This is a genomic window from Sphingopyxis sp. PAMC25046, assembly GCF_004795895.1.
In the GTDB taxonomy this organism is placed as follows: domain Bacteria; phylum Pseudomonadota; class Alphaproteobacteria; order Sphingomonadales; family Sphingomonadaceae; genus Sphingopyxis.
In genome coordinates, this window is the sequence record NZ_CP039250.1 from 20,590 (window position 1) to 37,754 (window position 17,165).

19 protein-coding genes are annotated in these 17,165 nt (G+C 63.8%); 7 read left to right on the forward strand and 12 right to left on the reverse strand.

The genetic code is table 11. The features are described from left to right. Window positions 1-2 precede the first annotated feature (2 nt). The 3 genes from E5675_RS00145 to E5675_RS00155 form a co-directional block, all read right to left on the reverse strand. On the reverse strand, window positions 3-1,376 hold the full coding sequence (locus E5675_RS00145; RefSeq protein ID WP_136172909.1) for a deoxyribodipyrimidine photo-lyase: 1,374 nt from the start codon (window positions 1,374-1,376) through the stop codon (window positions 3-5). 258 nt (window positions 1,377-1,634) lie between these two features. Beyond that, window positions 1,635-3,197, reverse strand: coding sequence for a phytoene desaturase (locus tag E5675_RS00150; RefSeq protein ID WP_136172910.1), 1,563 nt, complete (start codon window positions 3,195-3,197; stop codon window positions 1,635-1,637). Further along, entirely contained in the window at window positions 3,194-4,138 is a 945-nt protein-coding gene (locus E5675_RS00155) for an FAD-dependent oxidoreductase (protein WP_168707762.1), read from the reverse strand. Before E5675_RS00155 ends, E5675_RS00150 begins: the two co-directional genes overlap by 4 nt. A 202-nt stretch (window positions 4,139-4,340) precedes the next feature. On the opposite strand from E5675_RS00155, the gene E5675_RS00160 reads away from it, so the two are divergent. The 7 genes from E5675_RS00160 to E5675_RS00190 all read left to right on the forward strand — a co-directional run bounded on the left by E5675_RS00160 (window position 4,341) and on the right by E5675_RS00190 (window position 10,453). Then, window positions 4,341-4,928 carry a PAS domain-containing protein gene (locus tag E5675_RS00160; RefSeq protein ID WP_168707763.1) on the forward strand — a complete coding sequence of 196 codons (588 nt, stop codon included), beginning with the start codon at window positions 4,341-4,343 and terminating at the stop codon, window positions 4,926-4,928. A gap of 100 nt (window positions 4,929-5,028) precedes the next feature. Then, window positions 5,029-5,754, forward strand: coding sequence for an SDR family NAD(P)-dependent oxidoreductase (locus E5675_RS00165; RefSeq protein ID WP_247594723.1), 726 nt, complete (start codon window positions 5,029-5,031; stop codon window positions 5,752-5,754). 153 nt (window positions 5,755-5,907) lie between these two features. Continuing rightward, window positions 5,908-6,234 carry a hypothetical protein gene (locus E5675_RS00170; RefSeq protein ID WP_136172911.1) on the forward strand — a complete coding sequence of 109 codons (327 nt, stop codon included), beginning with the start codon at window positions 5,908-5,910 and terminating at the stop codon, window positions 6,232-6,234. 169 nt (window positions 6,235-6,403) lie between these two features. Then, window positions 6,404-6,904, forward strand: a complete 501-nt coding sequence (locus tag E5675_RS00175) for a spore coat U domain-containing protein (RefSeq protein ID WP_247594724.1) — start codon at window positions 6,404-6,406, stop codon at window positions 6,902-6,904. A 9-nt stretch (window positions 6,905-6,913) separates the two neighbouring features. Beyond that, window positions 6,914-7,651, forward strand: a complete 738-nt coding sequence (locus E5675_RS00180; protein ID WP_247594725.1) for a fimbria/pilus periplasmic chaperone — start codon at window positions 6,914-6,916, stop codon at window positions 7,649-7,651. Continuing rightward, window positions 7,635-9,956, forward strand: a complete 2,322-nt coding sequence (locus E5675_RS00185) for a fimbria/pilus outer membrane usher protein (protein WP_247594726.1) — start codon at window positions 7,635-7,637, stop codon at window positions 9,954-9,956. The genes E5675_RS00180 and E5675_RS00185 overlap by 17 nt, the downstream gene beginning before the upstream one ends. Next, window positions 9,953-10,453, forward strand: coding sequence for a spore coat U domain-containing protein (locus E5675_RS00190; protein ID WP_136172912.1), 501 nt, complete (start codon window positions 9,953-9,955; stop codon window positions 10,451-10,453). Before E5675_RS00185 ends, E5675_RS00190 begins: the two co-directional genes overlap by 4 nt. 126 nt (window positions 10,454-10,579) lie before the next feature. Here the strand turns inward: E5675_RS00190 and E5675_RS00195 are convergent, their stop codons facing one another. The 9 genes from E5675_RS00195 to E5675_RS00235 form a co-directional block, all read right to left on the reverse strand. Continuing rightward, window positions 10,580-11,161, reverse strand: a complete 582-nt coding sequence (locus tag E5675_RS00195; protein WP_247594727.1) for a LysE family translocator — start codon at window positions 11,159-11,161, stop codon at window positions 10,580-10,582. A 45-nt stretch (window positions 11,162-11,206) separates the two neighbouring features. Further along, window positions 11,207-11,899 carry a VIT family protein gene (locus E5675_RS00200; protein WP_136172913.1) on the reverse strand — a complete coding sequence of 231 codons (693 nt, stop codon included), beginning with the start codon at window positions 11,897-11,899 and terminating at the stop codon, window positions 11,207-11,209. Next, window positions 11,896-12,390, reverse strand: coding sequence for a hypothetical protein (locus E5675_RS00205; RefSeq protein WP_210727583.1), 495 nt, complete (start codon window positions 12,388-12,390; stop codon window positions 11,896-11,898). Before E5675_RS00205 ends, E5675_RS00200 begins: the two co-directional genes overlap by 4 nt. A gap of 48 nt (window positions 12,391-12,438) precedes the next feature. Then, window positions 12,439-13,098 carry a cytochrome b/b6 domain-containing protein gene (locus E5675_RS00210; protein ID WP_136172915.1) on the reverse strand — a complete coding sequence of 220 codons (660 nt, stop codon included), beginning with the start codon at window positions 13,096-13,098 and terminating at the stop codon, window positions 12,439-12,441. Window positions 13,099-13,361: 263 nt separating this feature from the next. Next, window positions 13,362-13,472, reverse strand: a complete 111-nt coding sequence (locus E5675_RS00215; protein WP_247594728.1) for a DUF2474 family protein — start codon at window positions 13,470-13,472, stop codon at window positions 13,362-13,364. Beyond that, a complete protein-coding gene (gene cydB / locus E5675_RS00220) occupies window positions 13,469-14,467 on the reverse strand; it encodes a cytochrome d ubiquinol oxidase subunit II (protein WP_136172917.1) in 999 nt (332 codons plus the stop codon). The genes E5675_RS00215 and cydB overlap by 4 nt, the downstream gene beginning before the upstream one ends. Next, window positions 14,464-15,870: a cytochrome ubiquinol oxidase subunit I gene (locus tag E5675_RS00225; protein WP_136176265.1), complete on the reverse strand. Its 1,407-nt coding sequence runs from the start codon at window positions 15,868-15,870 to the stop codon at window positions 14,464-14,466. The genes cydB and E5675_RS00225 overlap by 4 nt, the downstream gene beginning before the upstream one ends. Window positions 15,871-15,907: 37 nt before the next feature. Continuing rightward, window positions 15,908-16,222 carry a DoxX family protein gene (locus tag E5675_RS00230; RefSeq protein ID WP_247594729.1) on the reverse strand — a complete coding sequence of 105 codons (315 nt, stop codon included), beginning with the start codon at window positions 16,220-16,222 and terminating at the stop codon, window positions 15,908-15,910. Window positions 16,223-16,379: 157 nt separating this feature from the next. After that, window positions 16,380-17,165, reverse strand: a complete 786-nt coding sequence (locus E5675_RS00235) for a sulfite exporter TauE/SafE family protein (RefSeq protein WP_136172918.1) — start codon at window positions 17,163-17,165, stop codon at window positions 16,380-16,382.

Below are 17,165 nucleotides of genomic sequence, written 5' to 3' on the forward strand. Positions count from 1 at the left end.
CGCTAGCTGCGCAGCGCTTCCCAGGCAGTCAGGGCGCGCGCCCGCGCCGCCTCATGGCCGATAAGCGGCGCGGGATAGGCGGGCACCCCGGCCTCCTGTCCATGGGCGGCGGTGATCTCGGCATCCGACAGATGTGCAAGCTCCGGAACATAGGTGCGGACATAATCGCCCATCGCGAACCGCTCGCTCTGGAGCAGCGGCGACATGATGCGCGAGAAGACCGGCGCGTCGACGCCGGTGCCCGCGACATATTGCCAGTTCATTGCATTCGACCCGAGATCGGCGTCGAGCAGCGTGTCCCAGAACCAGCGTTCACCGCGGCGCCAGTCGATCAGCAGATGTTTGACGAGGAAGGAGGCGGTGACCATCCGCACGCGGTTGTGCATCCAGCCCGTGTGCCAGAGCTCGCGCATGCCCGCGTCGACCGCCGGGTAGCCGGTCCGTCCCCGGGTCCAGGCAGCAAAGTCCCGGTCGGCTTCGGGGCCGCTCCGCCAGCCGAAATTATCGAAGGTGGGGCGCCCGTTTCGATCGCCATAATCGGACATCTGGTCGACGAGATTGATGCCATGTTCGCGCCAGCCGAGCTCCGACCGAAAGGTTTCGGCACCCGCATCGTCGCGCTCGCCGAGCGCATGCCAGATCGACCGGGGGCTTATTTCGCCGAAATGAAGATGCGGCGACAGCCGCGATGTCGCGGGGAGCGAGGGAAAATCGCGACGGGACTTATAGTCGCCGGCAAGCGGCCGCCAGTCGCGCAGCGCCCGCCAGGCGCCCTTCTCGCCCGGGCTCCAGTCGCCAAATCCTGTGGTCCAGTCGGGGCTGGTCGGGGTCAGCCCCCAATCGGCAAGATTGTCCGACGCCGGCCAGACGCCAGGCGCCGGAATATGGTCGGGCGCCGCATAGGGAAGGGCGGGCGGCATGCGCCCCAGAAGCGCGCGATACCAAGGCGTGAAAACGCGGTAGCGGGCGCCTTGCGCATTGGTGATACTCTCGGGCGGCGCGAGATAATTGCCGTCATGGAACCGCAGCGCAAGCCTAGCGTCCAGCGCGTCTTCGCAGCGCCGCCACCAAGGCTCGTAGCAGCGGGTCGCGTGAACCCTTGTGCTCTCGGCTTCCGCCGCGACGCGTTCGAGTATTTCGGCGGCAGGGCCGCGGCGCCGGACGAGCCGGCTGCCGCGTTTGCGAAGGCTCGCATCGAGCGCGGTGAGGCTGTGATGGAGCCACCAGCGCTGCGCGCCGCCGATCGCGCGCGTTCCGGGGCTCTCGTCGTCCAATATGTAGAGCGGAATGACCGGACCTTCGGCGATCGCCGCGAGGAGCGCCGGATGGTCGGTGATGCGGAGGTCCTGACGGAGCCACAATATGGCGGGCGGCATGGCGACGGTTCCCTTTTTGGCGGGCTGGGGTGCGGGCGATCGCGGATTTCCTCATCTGGCAGGCTCCGACCTTCGCAAAAGATGACCTTTCGGGCAGTTCAGGCAATGAAGAGCCGCTTTGCGAGCGCGAGCAAGGGGAAGGTTGGGCGGTGCGACATGGCGTCGCACCGCCCGGCGATGAGCAATCACCGCCCCCCGCCGCGGCCAGACGCGGGTCGCAAGGCGCTGGCCGCCGGCAGAACCGGAATGTCCTTGCGATCAGCCGGGCATGACATCTCCTGCCGCGTCATTACGCCCGGAGAATATTCGGTCGCGAGCGCCCGGATCGCGGGCTGCCGCAGTTCTGATGCCGAAGTCGCCGAGAATGAGGCTCGCCGTCGCCTTCGCGCTCGCGACGACCCCCGGAATACCCGCGCCGGGATGCGTGCCCGCGCCGGTAAAATAAAGGTTCTCGATGCGCGCGTCGCGGTTGTGCCCCCGAAAATAGGCGCTCTGCAGCAGTGTTGGCGTAAGGCTGAAGGCGCTCCCGAGATGCGCGGCGAGATCCTGTTCGAAGTCGGGCGGCGCATATTGGATTTGCGTGACGATCTGCTCGCCAAGGTCCGGGATCAGGCGCCGCCCGATCTCGGCGATGATACGCTTCGCCAATTTGGGCCCTTCGACCTCCCAGTCGAGTGGGGCGTGGCCGCGATGCGGAACCGGCGCAAGCGCGTAGAAGCTGCTGTGGCCCGCCGGCGCGACGCCCGGATCGCTTGCGCTCGGGTGATGAAGGTAGAGCGAGAAATCATCGGCGAGCGTCCCGTTCCGGTAGATGTCGTCGAGAAGACCGCGGTAGCGTGGACCGAACAATATCATATGGTGGGGTATCTCGGGGAAGGCGCCGCGAACCCCCAGATGGAGAACGAAGAGGCTCGGCGACCAGCTCTTGCGCGCAAGGCGCTTGGCTTCGCACTTCCCGCGCGGATGCGCGAGCAGGTCGCGGTAGCTGTGCATGAGATCGGCGTTCGAGGCGACAAGATCGGCGCGCGCCGTAAACCCGCTTCGCGTCACGATGCCGGTCACGCGGTCGCCCTCGGTGTCGATGCGGGCGACGGGATTGCCGAGCCTCAGCGTGCCGCCGAGGCGCTCGAACAGCGCGGCCATGCCGGCGACGAGCCGGTTGGTGCCGCCGCGCGCATACCAGACGCCGCCATCCTGTTCGAGCTTGTGGATGAGCGCATAGATGCTGCTCGTCGCCATCGGGTTGCCGCCAACAAGCAAGGTGTGGAAGGATAGAGCCTCGCGCAGCTTCTCGCTCCGAACATAGCTCGCGACGGTTTTATAGACCGAGCGCCAGGCACGGTGCCGCAAAAGAGCGGGTGCCGCCTTCAGCATCGAGCGGAAATCGAGGAAGGGCACGGCGCCGAGCTTCACATAGCCTTCCTCGTAAACCGACGCGGAATAGCGAAGAAATCGCTCATATCCCGCCACATCGGCGGGATCGAGCGCGGCGATCTGACGGGCGAGCGCCTCCTTGTCATTGCCATAATCGAAGGTCGATCCGTCGGGCCAGCTCAGCCGGTAAAAGGGCGAGACCGGAACGAGATCGACATCGCGCTCGAGCCGCTGGCCGCTCAGTTCCCAAAGCTCGGCAAGACAGGCCGGATCGGTGATCACCGTCGGCCCGGCATCGAAAGTGAAGCCGTCCTTCTCGAAGACATAGGCGCGACCGCCCGGCCGGTCGCGCGCTTCGACAAGCAGCGTATCGAGGCCCGCCGACTGGAGACGGATGGCGAGCGCAAGGCCGCCGATGCCGGCACCTATGACGATCGCGCGGGTCATTGCGGCGCCCCGGCGGCGATCGCCGCGCCGAGTATATGGCCCGACAGCCACGCATATTCGGCAAAGCCGTGATAGAGCCAGTCGCCGCAGGCGCCGAGACCAATGGCAGCGTTCCAGAGCAGCTTCAGATCCTGTCCCGAGGGCTGCGAGAATAGCCAGCGATGGGCCGCGATATGGCTTGGGGTGGGCAAGTCGCGACCGGCGATCTTGCCTAGTTCGGCGAGAAGCGCTGGCGCCACGCTCGCGCCGTCGCAGGCGAGATGTGCTTCCGACCACGACCAGTCGGCTTGCACGACCCACCGCTCGCCCGGCGCGCGGCCGGGCTTTGCACTTTCGCGTGCGGCCGTCACGAGTGAACCAGCGCCGCGGAGGAAATCGGGAAGCTCCTCGATCCGCTCATCGAAGGCGAACATCGCGGTCCAGCAGGGATTGTAGCGCACCGCCATGGCTGCGCGCGCCATCTCGAAATCATGGAGCGACAAAAGCGGAGCCGCTTGCTCGGCGGGGATGGCGATCACCGCCGCATCATATTTACCGAGCCGTTTGGCCTCGCTGTGGAGCGTCCAGCCCGCGTGCGATTTGGTGAGGGCAGTGACCGGTCGCGACAGGCGGACATCGAGATCGTGCGCGAGAGCTTTGAGCGGCGTGGTCATTGCCGGCGTGCCAACCCAGCTGTCCGCGCCGGCGGCCGGCCAACGCGCGGCGAGGCCTGCCTTCTCCCACGCTGCTACGAGCCTGGTAAAGCCTTCCGAGCGTGCCGTGAAATGCGTTGCGCCATGATCGAATGCGACCTCGGGGTTGCCCGGATTGGCGCGGCGGGTCGCGAGGCGGCCGCCGATGCCGCGGGATTTGTCAAAGAGTGTCGCCTCCAGCCCTGCATCGCGCAGCCGCCTGGCGCAGGCGAGCCCCGCAATACCCGCTCCGATGATCGCAACCCGCATCAGACCATGGCCTCGCGGTCGCCAAGTGGACTCGCACGATGTCCTACGGCCGCCCGTAAGCATGACTGTGCCGTCAATCTGCTGGGCGTCATGCGTAATTTTTTCCGGTTCGTCGCAATTGTCATCGACGCAGGCTTGCATGAGCGAGGGGAAGTGTCGCAACATGTCCCTTGGGGCACCCAGGGGAGAGCAGGCAGATACTATGTCATTGAAGACAATGATCGCGGCCAGCCCGATCGCCGCGGTGATCAGCGACCCGCGTCTGCCTGACAATCCGATCGTCGAGTGCAACGCTGCCTTCTCGGCGCTCACCGGCTATGGACCGGACGAAATCCTTGGGCGCAATTGCCGCTTTCTCTCCGGGCCGGACACCGAACCCGAACTGACCGAGACCTTGCGGGCCGCCATCCGGGAGCAGAGGCCAGCGCTCGTCGAGATCCTCAATTACCGGAAGGACGGAACGCCCTTCCGCAATGCCGTGCTGGTGGCGCCAATCTTTGGCCCCGGCGGCACTCTCGAATATTTTCTCGGCTCGCAAATCGAGGTCGACGAGGCCGGCGAGGCGGTTGGAGGACGGAGCGCGCGAGCGCGCGCCCAGATCGAGGCGCTCTCGCCGAGGCAGCGCGAGGTGCTGAAACTGATGGCGAGCGGCCAGCTCAACAAGCAGATCGCGTTCTCGCTTTCGCTGTCGGAGCGGACGATCAAGATGCACCGCGCCGCGCTGCTGCGTGCGCTCGGCGTCGAGACCACGGCCGATGCAATCCGGCTCGCGGTCGAGGCCGGCTTCTAGGCACCGCTCCACCTTCCCTTTGAGGCATATGGGATATCGAAACGCCGCCGATTAAAGCCTCTGGAAACCGGGCCGGCTTTGTGGCCGTGAGGAGAGGCATTTGAACGGCAAGCGCGCCTTGGTGATCGGAAGCGGCGGCGGCATCGGCGCCGCGCTTGTCCATCAACTGGCAGCGTCTGGTCAATTTGACCGCATATATGCCGGGAACAGGCGGCTCCGTGCGGCGCACCATTCCAAAGTAACTAGGCTGACGATCGACATATTGGACGACGACACGCTGGCCGACGCAAGTCGCCAGATTGCCCAAGATGGCGCTCTCGACCTGTTGATCGTGGCGACGGGGCTCCTGCATCGCGGAACGGACATCCGTCCTGAAAAAAGCCTCCGGCAGCTTGAAGCATCGGTGATGGCCGAGGTCTTCGCTGTGAACAGCATCGGGCCCGCGCTCGTCGCAAAGCATTTTCTTCCCTTGCTTGCCCGGCGGCAACGAGGGGTCGCGATATTCCTTTCTGCTCGCGTTGGTTCGATTGCGGATAACAGACTTGGCGGATGGCACAGCTACCGCGCTTCCAAGGCGGCACTCAATGCTCTGGTGCGATGCTTCGCGATAGAGCTCGGCCGCAGCAATCCCGAAGCAATCGTCGCGGCACTGCACCCCGGGACTGTCGACACGCCGCTCTCGGAGCCGTTTCAGGCGCGAGTAGCTGAATCAACGCTCTTTAGTGCGGATAAAAGCGCGATGCACATCCTGGCCGTCATCGACCAGCTATCGCCGATGGATAGCGGCGGGTTCTTCGGCTGGGATGGAAGGCCTATCCCGTATTGACGAGCCAGCAGGCGCTTCAAGAGCCTCCGCCTCGTTGCTTGTCCGCTTTAGCGAACATTGCGCCAGAAGCAGACCGACGGCAATCGGCCAGTTTGAGCAACGAATTTGTAAGCTTCTCCGGCTAGCGGATTGAACCCTTCGCGGGGGATAATTATGCGCAACATCGTGCCAGTCTTTCTTGTAATTGCCGGGCTGGTGGGGCCGCTTGTGCTCTGGTCCGCGTCAGCCGCAGAACCGCGCGAAGGCCGGCTGACAGTTGGCGCAACGGTCGTCTCTCCGTGCTCGGTTAGGTTGCCAGCGGACGGGAGCACCCAATCCGAGATCGCGAAGCCCGCCATTTCTTGCGCCGACCATCGGCATGGAAAAGTGCATGCTGTATCCAAGACGATGCCCGTCGAACTGGACAACTCGCTGTCCGGCGATTTGGCTCCCGCGGACACGGCGAAGTTCGAGCAAACGGTGGCAGAGGTCAGATTCTGACTGTCTCTGTCTACCTAAATATCGATAAAGGTTAACAAAATTTACTATGCTTGGTCGGCGAACCGTGCATCGGCCACGACGAATTCGACTCCTCTCGGTTGTATTCGACCAAGGCGACTGACATGCTTTTTGCGCATGGGGACGAGGGATAACCGGTAAGGAGACTCCCATGTCGCTGCGCAATCAAGTTTCGTCCCTTGGTCTTGTTGTTACGGGTTTTTTCATGGCTGGGGTCGCGCATGCGCAGACGGCGACGACGACCTTCCCAGTCACGGCGAATGTTCTCACCTCCTGTTCGGTTTCGGCCAATCCGCTGGCCTTCGGCAGCTATGATCCGACAGCGACGGCGCCGCTCGATGCGACAACGACGCTTTCGGTGCTCTGCACGGTCGGCACCTCTTTCACGGTGGGACTCAATGCGGGCACGGCGCCGGGCGCGACCGTCACGACACGTCAGATGACCAATGGCGCGAGCGCGCTGAATTACGCTCTTTATCAGGGAGCCGCGCGCACCACGATCTGGGGCAATACGCCGGGTACCAATACGCCGCCGCCGACGACGGCGTTGGCAACCCCATCGACGCTAACTGTCTACGGGCGCGTCCCGCCGAGCCAGAACGTGCCGGCGGGCGGCTACTCGGATACCATCACGGTAACGGTCAACTATTAGGCTGCTGCAGTGCGCGCAGTCACTCGTTTGATCCTCGCCATTGGCTTTGCGTCATTGGCTTCCACTGCTCTGGCGGCGGGGTCCCTGCGCCTCTACCCGGTGCGTATCGAGCTGTCGGAAGGCGAGAGTGTCCAGATGATGACGATTACAAACGACGGCGACGAGACGACGCGACTGCAATTGCGCGTGTTCGGTTGGCGGCATGTCGGCGGTGAAGATGTGCTTGAAGAAACGCGTGATATCCTCGCCAATCCCGGATTGTTCGAGGTCAAGCCCGGGGGCACGCAAATCGCGCGCTTCGGTCTGCGCACCGCACCGGAGGCCACGGAAAAATCCTACCGCGTCCTCCTTGAGGAAGTGCCGATAGGGCGCCCCTCAACGCCGGGAGAAGTGAGGACGCTGCTGCGCATCAGCGTTCCGATCTTCGTGCCGCCGGCCGCTCCCAGGGTGCAACTATCGTGGCAGGCGGCGCGCGCCGCAGATGGCGGCATAGCGCTCCAAATCCGAAACTCGGGTAATGTCCATGTGCAGCTCAACCGGCTTTCGCTTAGCCGCCCCGGCGGCACGAGCCTCGCTAGCGAAGACATGTCGGTCTATATTCTGCCCGGACAAAGCGCAGCGGTAGCCCTCAAGACCTCGGCGCCCGTGCGTGTCGGAGAGGTGCTAAAACTCGGCGCCATGACAGATCAGGGCGAACGGTCGATCGACCTTTCCGTGGAAGCGGCAACGCGTGAAGCGCGGCCCTAGCCTGATCATGGGCGCGCTCTGCCTCCTTGGTCATGGCTCGGATGGGAGGGCGCAGCCGCCCGGCTTCCTGCCAGTTGCCCGGGGCGCGGAGACCGCTGACGCGCTGATGCTCGTCGAAGTCGTGATCAACGACGTTGCGCAACCCGGCCTCTTTCTGATCGCGCGCCGCGACGATGGATTTTGGGCGCGCCCCGACGATCTCGACAGCTGGCGTATTGTCCGGCCGGCAGCTGAAGCCATTCAGCTCGACGGCGAAACGATGCTACCGCTGTCGGCCATCAAGGGCCTCGTCGCCACCTTCGATGATGCGCGGCAGCGCCTCTTGCTCTCGGTCGCCGACGACAGCCTGATCCGTCAGCGGATCGCCGTGGCCTCGGGCCGGATCCGGCCGACGCCGGGGGCGTTCGCCGCCTTCCTCAACTATGATCTCTCGCTCGAATATGACGACCGCGTGACCGGCGGCGCGTTTCTGGAGGCGGGCGTTTCGGACGACTGGGGGTTGGTGGCTGGCACGACGACCGTGGGTAATGCCAGCGGTGCCGATGGAGTTACCCGCCTCGACAGCTATTATCTCCGCGATTTTCCCGAGCGGCTGACGCGGCTCGTCGTCGGTGACACGGTCACCGATGCGCGCGAATGGACACGCCAGATACGCTTCGGCGGGATTCGTTATGGGACCGAGTTCGGCGTCCAGCCGGGACTCGTCACCTTCCCGGTGCCCGAATTCGCCGATCGCGCGGCGGTGCCATCGAACGTCGAACTGCTCGTCAACGACGCGCTGCGCTATCAGACGCGCGTCGGCCAAGGACCCTTCACGATCGACCAGGCACCGATCGTCACCGGAGCGGGCGAGGTCACGCTGGTGCTTCGCGATGCGCTCGGTGTCGAACGCAGAGTGCAGAGCTCCTATTATGTTAGTTCGCGCCTCCTGCGCCGCGGCCTGTCGGCCTGGTCGCTCGAAGCGGGGGCCGAACGCCGCGGCTATGGTTTTCGCAGCTTCGACTATGGCGCCGCCTTTGCTGCGGGCAGTTATCGCCGCGGTATAACGGACTGGCTCACGCTCGAAGGGCGGGCCGAAGTCAGCGAAGCGGTGCAGATGGCAGGCGCGGGCGCCAATATCGTCTGGCCGGCGATCGGCGAGTTCGGTGTCGCGGGGGCGGTGTCGCGAGGTGAAGAGGGGAAAGGGGCACTATACCGCGTTTATTACAGCCGCATATCGCCCGGCTGGAACCTTGCCGTCAGCTATCAGCGTGCGACGCGCGATTTCGACCAATTGGGAATCGATTTCGATCGCGACCGGATTACGAAGCAGTTTCAGGCAACGGCTGGCGTCTCGCTCGGCCGCTTTGGAAATGCGGCCTTGTCGTGGACCGACCTCGAATATGCCGATGGCAATCGCACGCGTGTGCTGTCGGGCAATTACAGTGTGTCGCTCGGCAATCTCGCCTATCTCAATCTTTTCGCGTTCCGGACGAGGGCGGAGAACGCGCGCTGGGAAACGACGGCGGGCATCGGCGTCACCGTGCCATTCGGGCCGCGCAGGAGCGCTTATGTGCAGGCAGACAGCCGCAACGTCCTGGCCGAGTTGAGGCAGACAGCGCCGACCGAAGGGGGATGGGGCTATCGCCTGGCAACGAGCACCGGCGAAACCGATCGCCAGCAAGCCGAGCTGAATTGGCGCGGTGATGTCGGTGAGGTCAGCCTCGAGGCAGCGCGCTTCGATGGCGATTTGGGCATTCGCGCACTCGCGAGCGGGGGGCTGCTGATTGCAGGCGAGCGCGCCTACGCAACGCGCCGGGTCGAAGACGGACTCGCGGTCGTCGAGGTGCCGGGACAGTCGGGTGTCCGCATCTATCAGGAAAACCGGCTGGTTACGCGGACTGACGATCACGGCCGCGCCATTCTTCCCGACCTCCGGCCGTACGAGGAGAATCGGATCTCGCTCGCACCGTCCGATCTGCCGCTCGATGCGCGAATGCCCGACGATAATATTCTGGTTGTTCCGCGCTTTCGCGGTGCGGCGCGCGCGCGCTTCGGCGTCAAGCGTGACCGCCCGGCGACGATAGTGGTCGCCATGCCCGCCGACGGTCCGGTCGAAGTCGGCGCGACTATCCTTACAAGTCTCGGCGAAAGCGCCTTCGTCGGATACGGCGGCGAAATCTTCGTGCGCGAGACGCGCCAGGATATGACACTCGATATCGACACGGCAGAGGGCACATGCCGTGTTACCATATCGGCGAAGTTGCCCGAGGAAGTGCTTCCCCGGATCGGTCCGCTTCCGTGCCAAGCGAGGGCGGGCCAATGACGGAGCGCACCGTTTTTCGTGCCCTGCTTGCGATACTGCTCGTCGCCTGTCTTTATCGTCCGGCGCCGGCTGAGGCCGCCTGCAATCCTTTATCATTTTGTACCTGCACAGTCACCGCGACCGGCGTCAGTTTCGGAACCTACGACACGCTTGCACCAACCTCGGATGACGCCGCGGGATCGGTCCGCGTGCGTTGTACGCTGCTCGTGGCGCTCAACGGTTCATTCAACATCGATCTTAGCACGGGATCATCGGGTAATTATGCCGCCCGGACGATGCGAAGCGGCGCGCAGATACTTCCATATAATCTCTACACAAACGCAGCGCGAACGCAGGTGTGGGGGAATGGCACGGGTGGCTCGGCGCGGGTCACGCAAACTTTTTCAGGACTACTGGTGGTTGATCGAACGGTGCCTGTTTATGGGCGCATACCTTCCAGTCAGAATGTGCGAGCAGGCGCCTATAGCGATACGATCGTCGTCACAGTCACCTATTGAATAGGCCGCTCTGGTGGTGGAGTGGGCGGCAGCGACAGTGTCGGCTTCCTAAGGTTCTGAGCCTAAAAGCAGCCTGACCGCTTCCGGCCAGTCCACGCCATGAGAAGCGACCGCACAAAAATTCTGCTAGCCCAGATCGGTCAGAAGAAACGACAGCGCAACAGCCAGCATGATCACAGCGAATACCCGCCCCACAATCTTGGTGCGCCGCGGGTCGGATAGCCATTCATGCGCCGCGCTTCCGGCGATGACTATCGACAGGTGAATCGATGTCGCGATGGCGACGCTGACAACCGACAGGATAAGCGCAGCGCGGATGCCGAACGCCTCGCCGTTCAGGAACTGCGGCGCCACGACCAGGAAGAAGATATAAGCCTTCGGGTTGAGCAGATTGATCAAGGCGCCGGTCGCAAAGGCGCGGCGAGGCGAGCTGACCGGCCGTGTGGATCGTGATCCATCGCCGGTGCCGCGCCATGCTTCGATAGCAAGCCACAGCATCATTGCCGCGCCGGCGAAGCGCAGGATGTTCCAGAGCTGCGGGGCAGCCTGCAGCAATGCCGCCAGCCCCAAGGCTGCCAGAACGCCGTTCGCGAGCAGGCCCAGCGCGACGCCTGCGACGGCGGACAGGCCGCAACGCCGGCCTTCGGTTGCGGCAAGCCCGGCGAGCCAGGCCATGTTCGGGCCCGGCGTCAACTCGATCAGCAGCACCGCCAGCGCAAACCCGATAATGTCCAAGCGCCTGTTCCTTCGCGGTTAGACGGCGGTTCCGACCAGTCGTCCGATACCTGCCGTCAGCGCCATGGCGAGCGCCCCCCAGAAGACGACGCGCGCGACAGGCTTCAACGGTCTTGATCCGCCGGCGGTTGCTCCGACCCATCCGAGCAGGGCGAGAAAAAGGAGCGATGCGAACGCTTCGCCGGGAATAAGCAATCCCAAGGGAAGCAGGGCGGCCGCCAGCACGGGGAGCAGGGCGCCCAGAGTGAAAGTACCGGCTGAGGTGAACGCGGCGGTGATCGGCCGTGCCGAGGTCATATCGGTTATATGAAGCTCGTCGCGGGCGTGGGTGCCGAGCGCATCGAACGCGGTCATCTGGATGGCGACGGTTCTCGCGACATCGGCATCGACGCCCCGCGCCCGATAGACGCCGGCAAGTTCCTCAAGTTCGGCCTCAGGGTCTGTGGCCAGTTCGAGCCGTTCGCGTTCGATGTCCGATCGCTCGGTGTCCGACTGCGAGCTCACCGAGACATATTCTCCGGCGGCCATCGACATCGCGCCTGCGACAAGCCCGGCAATTCCCGAGACAAGGATCGCGGAGCGCGGGGCCCCCGATGCGGCGACGCCCATGATGAGGCTTGCGGTCGAGACGATGCCGTCGTTGGCGCCCAGAACGGCGGCTCGCAGCCAGCCGATGCGCGACACAAGATGGCTTTCGCGGTGGCTTCTCATCCATTTTTCCCCTGCGGTTTGGCTTCGGCCGGTTTGATCGCGTCGCCGTCGACAAGGTCTTCGACCATCAGGGCTATCAGGCCGACTTGCGAATGCACTCCGGCCTTGGCGTAGATGCGCGCGAGCTGCGCCCGGATCGTCCCAGACGCCGCGCCGCGAAGATGCGCAATCTCGGCAGCATCGAAGCCCTTGAGCGCGAAGAGCGCGACGTCGGCCTCGGCACCGGTCAGTTGCCAGTCGAGAAATCGCTGCCGGACAAGGTCCGACATCGCGCCGCGCGCCGTTGCGACTGCGGTCTCGTCCAGCCGGGCGCGAAGGATCAGCCACCGCAGCTGCAGCGCGCCGAAGACGACCCCGGCGAGAAGCGCGACGGTCGCGCCGGTTTCGACAAGCAGGTGCATGCTCCAGCCATCTTCGGCGAGGTCGCCAGCGACGTCGGCGATGAAGAAGATCGTCGCCAGGGCCTGGAGGATCACCAGAAAGGTGGTCACGACCGCCCGGCGTTCCAGCGATCTTCGTCTTTCCTGCATGGCCACGGTTTACGCGCGCCCGGGCAACATAGCCAACAGGATTTCCCGGCCGCTGCGGCGCGTCTCGAAGGCTACCCCTGCGATATGCAGCGCGATAAGAACGTAGAGCAGATTGACGGCCGTTTCGTGGACTTCTTCCCACACGCCGTCCTCGCGGCCTGCGCCTTCGGCCTGCTCATCGTCGTCATGATTGACCTGTTCTACGACCAGCTGCCGGCTGACCTCGCCTGACAGCGCCGGCCGATCGAGAAAGGCCGTCGAAGGAGGTCCCGCCATAGCTATGCCGCTAGCGAGGATGACGCCGAGCATGCTCCAGATCGCATAAACCATCAACGCGCCGAGCGGGTTGTGCGAGCGATGAACCTCCTTTTTGCCGACCCTGATATCCCGCAGGTGAGCAAGAGCTCGCCGGGGGCTAGGGGGAAAGGCCGAGAAGCGAGCCTCGGGCGGTCCTATCATTCCCCACAGCAGGCGAAGCGCGAGGATGGCGGCCAGTCCATAGCCGACCCATGTATGCACGCCAGACCCTTCTTCGGTGAACAGCGCGTTTGCGATGATGGCGGTCACGATCGACCAGTGGGTTATTTTCACGACAGGGTCCCAGCTACGACGCGAGCGAACCGGTTTGTCTGCAAATTCTTCGGAATCGAAACGGGGCGAGATAGACATGGTCTTTTCCTTCGTTATTTGAAGGATCTGACCATCGTCAAAGCCGCCTAGCCATCGGCGAACCGCTTATGAGCGCAGGCATAAGCATCTGCTTATGTCGAGGGCGTCATGGGGCGCAATAGATCTGCGACGCTTTGTCCGCTTCGCGCCTGTGGCTCCCCAAAGCGAACCGTCGCTTCTCGGCCCAGGGCGGCTGGCGGCCGGCCTCTAATTCGACGATGTCATTATCGCCCGCCGCAGTCATCGACGTCTGGAACGGGCAATTATCCCTTCAATATGGTTCGTAATATCAGGCCCAGTGCGGTCAGCGCCGAGACGCTGGCTGCCCAAATGCCGACGAACCAGGCGAGCTTGCGAAGTGTGGCCTTCGTCAATGATAGCCATCCTGTCCGACCTTGCCGCGAAACACCCAATAGGACCATGCGGTATAGGCAAGAATGATGGGTACCATGATCGCGGCGCCAACGAGCATGAAGACTTGGCTGCGATGCGGAGCGGCCGCGTCCCAAATCGTGACGCGCGCCGGGATCACGTCGGGCCAGATCGAGACGCCGAGACCGACGAGGCAGAGCCCAAAGAGCGTAAGAGCCCAGAGAAACGGTTGTGCGTCGCGTTTCAGGCGGAGGCTGCGATAGAAGAGGAAGGTGACGATGACCGTCGCCAGCGGCACTTGCGCGGTCGCAAGCACGCCAGGATAGCTCAGCCACCGTTGATGATATTGCGCCTCCAGCGTCAGCGTGGCGAAGCTGATCGCGCCGATCATGATGAGCAGCAGGATGCCGAGCCGCCCGGCGTAGGTCACGGCCTGACGCTGTAGCGCGTCTTCGGTCTTCCAGTTGAGCCAGCATGCGCCCAAGAGGGCGTAGCCCACAACCAGCCCGACACCCGTCAGCAGGCTGAATGGCGACAGCCACTCCCACCACCCACCGGCGTAGGCGCGGCCCTTGACGGTGATGCCCTGAAGCAGCGCACCGAGGGCGATGCCTTGCGCGAAGGTCGCGACGATGGAGCCGAGCGTGAAGGCGCGATCCCAGAACGCGCGGTGCGCCGGGTCGCGCCAGCGAAACTCGAACGCCACGCCGCGAAAGACGAGGCCGAGCAACATGGCGATCATCGGCGCATAGAGCGCGGGAAGAACGATCGCATAGGCAAGTGGAAATGCCGCGAGGAGTCCGCCGACGCCCATGACGAGCCATGTCTCATTGCCGTCCCACACCGGCGCGATGCTGTTCATCGCTGTGTCGCGATCCTTGCCTACCTTAAAGAAGGGAAACAGGATGCCGATGCCGAGATCGAAGCCGTCCATCACGACATAGGCGATGATCGCGAAGCCGATGATGCAGGCCCAGATAATCGTCAGGTCGATCATGCGCCTTCTCCTTCGATGACAGCGGCGGCGGGCGTAATCCCGGCGGAGCGGATCGGCATACCGTCAAGGGCCGCCTCATGCGCCTCAGCCGGCTTCTTCATGAGCCGCAGCAGGTACCAGATGCCCATGCCGAACACCGCGAAATAGACGATAATGAAGGCGAGCAGCGACGCCGCGACCGCGGGCGCGTCGAGCGGCGACGCGCTGTCTGCGGTGCGGAGCAGGCCGTAGACGGTAAAGGGCTGGCGGCCGACCTCGGTCGTTACCCAGCCGGCGAGGACGGCGACAAAGCCGCTTGGCCCCATCGCGACGGCGGCGCGGTGCAGCCAGCCCATGTCATAGAGCCGGCGGCGCGTGCGCGCGAAGAGACTCCACAGCCCGATCCCGACCATCGCCATGCCCAGTCCGACCATGATGCGAAAGGCCCAGAAGACGATGCCGACAGGCGGTTCGTCGGCATCGGAAACGGTATCGAGGCCATTCAGGGGCGCGTCCGGGTCATGCTTGAGGATGAGCGAAGAGGCTTTCGGGATTTCAACGGCATAGTCCACGCGCTTTTCCTTGCTGTTCGGTATCCCGAAGAGGATGAGCGGCGCGCCATCGGGGTGGCTCTGATAATGGCCTTCCATCGCCATGACCTTGACCGGCTGGTTCTCCAACGTGTTGAGGCCGTGGAAATCGCCCGCGACGACCTGGATCGGCGCGACGATCGCCGCCATCCACATCGCCATCGAGAACATCTTGCGCGCGCCGGGGTTCTGCCGGTCCTTCAGCAGATGCCAAGCGCCGACGCCGCCCACGGCGAAGGCCGTCGTCAGATAGGCGGCAAGGACGGTGTGGACGAGGCGATAGGGAAAGCTGGGGTTGAAGATGATCGGCAACCAGCTGTCGCCGGGAAGGAATTGGCCGTTTGCACCCATTTCGAAGCCCGCCGGGGTCTGCATCCAGCTGTTCACCGACAGGATCCAGAAGGCCGAGATGAAGGTACCGAGGGCCACCGCGAGCGTCGCCACGAAGTGGAGCTTGCGGCCGACCTTGTTGATCCCGAACAGCATGACGCCAAGGAAACCCGCCTCGAGGAAGAAGGCGGTGAGCACTTCATAAGCCATGAGCGGTCCGATGACGGGTCCGGCCTTGTCGGAGAAGACCGACCAGTTGGTGCCGAACTGATAGGACATGACGATGCCCGAAACGACGCCCATCGCAAAAACCACCGCGAATATCTTGAGCCAATAGCGGTAGAGGTTGGCGTAGACGCCCTTGCCGGTCTTCAGCCGCAGTCCTTCGAGCACGGCGAGGAAACTCGCGAGGCCTATAGAGAAGGCTGGAAACAGGAAATGAAAGCTGACCGTGAAGGCAAATTGAATACGGGCGAGCAGGATCGCCCATTCCTGTTCGATCATCATCGTTCTCCAAGAGGAGGTGCTGGTTTGAATAATATCATTTTTCGCCGCCGCATGCAGTGGGCCGATTGTCCAAGGCGAAGGCCCCCGGTCCACGCGACCAGATCAGCAACAGCGCGCCGAAAATGGCGACATTCTTGAAAAGCGGCCCGACGTGCGACGGATCGGGAACGAGGTGAACTGCCACGGTAACCGGCACAACGGTCGCAAAAAGGATGAGCGCCGAGGCTCGTGTCATAAATCCGATAGCCAGCGTCAGGCCGACGGCGACGAAGGCGATACCCGACAGCCACAACAGCACCGATGGATCTCTGATTATGCCGACCGTCGGAGCCAACGGCGATTCCTCCATCGGTCGAGCATCATGCGATGCTGGCCGAAATGGCTCATGCCGCCGATGATGAAGATGAGGCTGATGAGCAGCCGAAACAGCGGGTCGATCAGTGCCCCGATGTGCGGCGACGGTATCAAATTTGCCTCGATCGTTCGCAACATGCCATTTCTCCCGATTATCCCGCCAGTTCGGCCCAGCTTTTCCAGAGCATGTAGACGGCGACGAACATCACGAAGCCGGCAAAGATCATGTTGAGCCTGCCCTTGTCGGTCGACAGAATACGTGCGGCGCGGGTCCCGATCGCGCTGCCTGCCATCCCGCCGATGATGAACACCGCGGCGAGCGGCCAGTTGACGAGGCCCGACAGCGCATAGTTGAACGAGGTCGTGAGTCCGAAGGCGGTCACCGCGACCAGCGAGGTGCCGATCGCGCGCAGGATCGGCATCGACGTCGAAGCGACAAGGCCGGGGACGATCAGGAAGCCGCCGCCGATCCCGAAAAAGCCCGAGAAGGCGCCGGTGCCGAGGCCATAACCAGCGACCTTGCCGACATTCTCGCGGCTGCACATCGCGCCTTCGATGCCCTCGTTGCCGCGTCCGCGGAACATCAGGATGGCGACCACGATCATCAAAAGAGCGAACAGCAACATCAATTGGTGCCCGTCGATGCTCTTGCCGAGGGTCGATCCGGCGAAGGCACCGACGACCCCCGCTCCGGCATAGATGAAGCCGCAGCGCCAGTTGACCGTGCCGGCGCGCGAGTAATTCCACAGTCCGATCGCGGCATTCGCGGCTACCGCGAAAGCGCTGGTCCCGATCGCGACATGCGGGTTCTTCACGCCGACGAGGTACAGGAGTAACGGCACGGCAAGGATCGACCCGCCGCCGCCGACGAGCCCGAGAACGAAGCCGACCAGTACCCCCGACACGCCGCCGAGGCCGTAATGAAGCGCATCGATCAC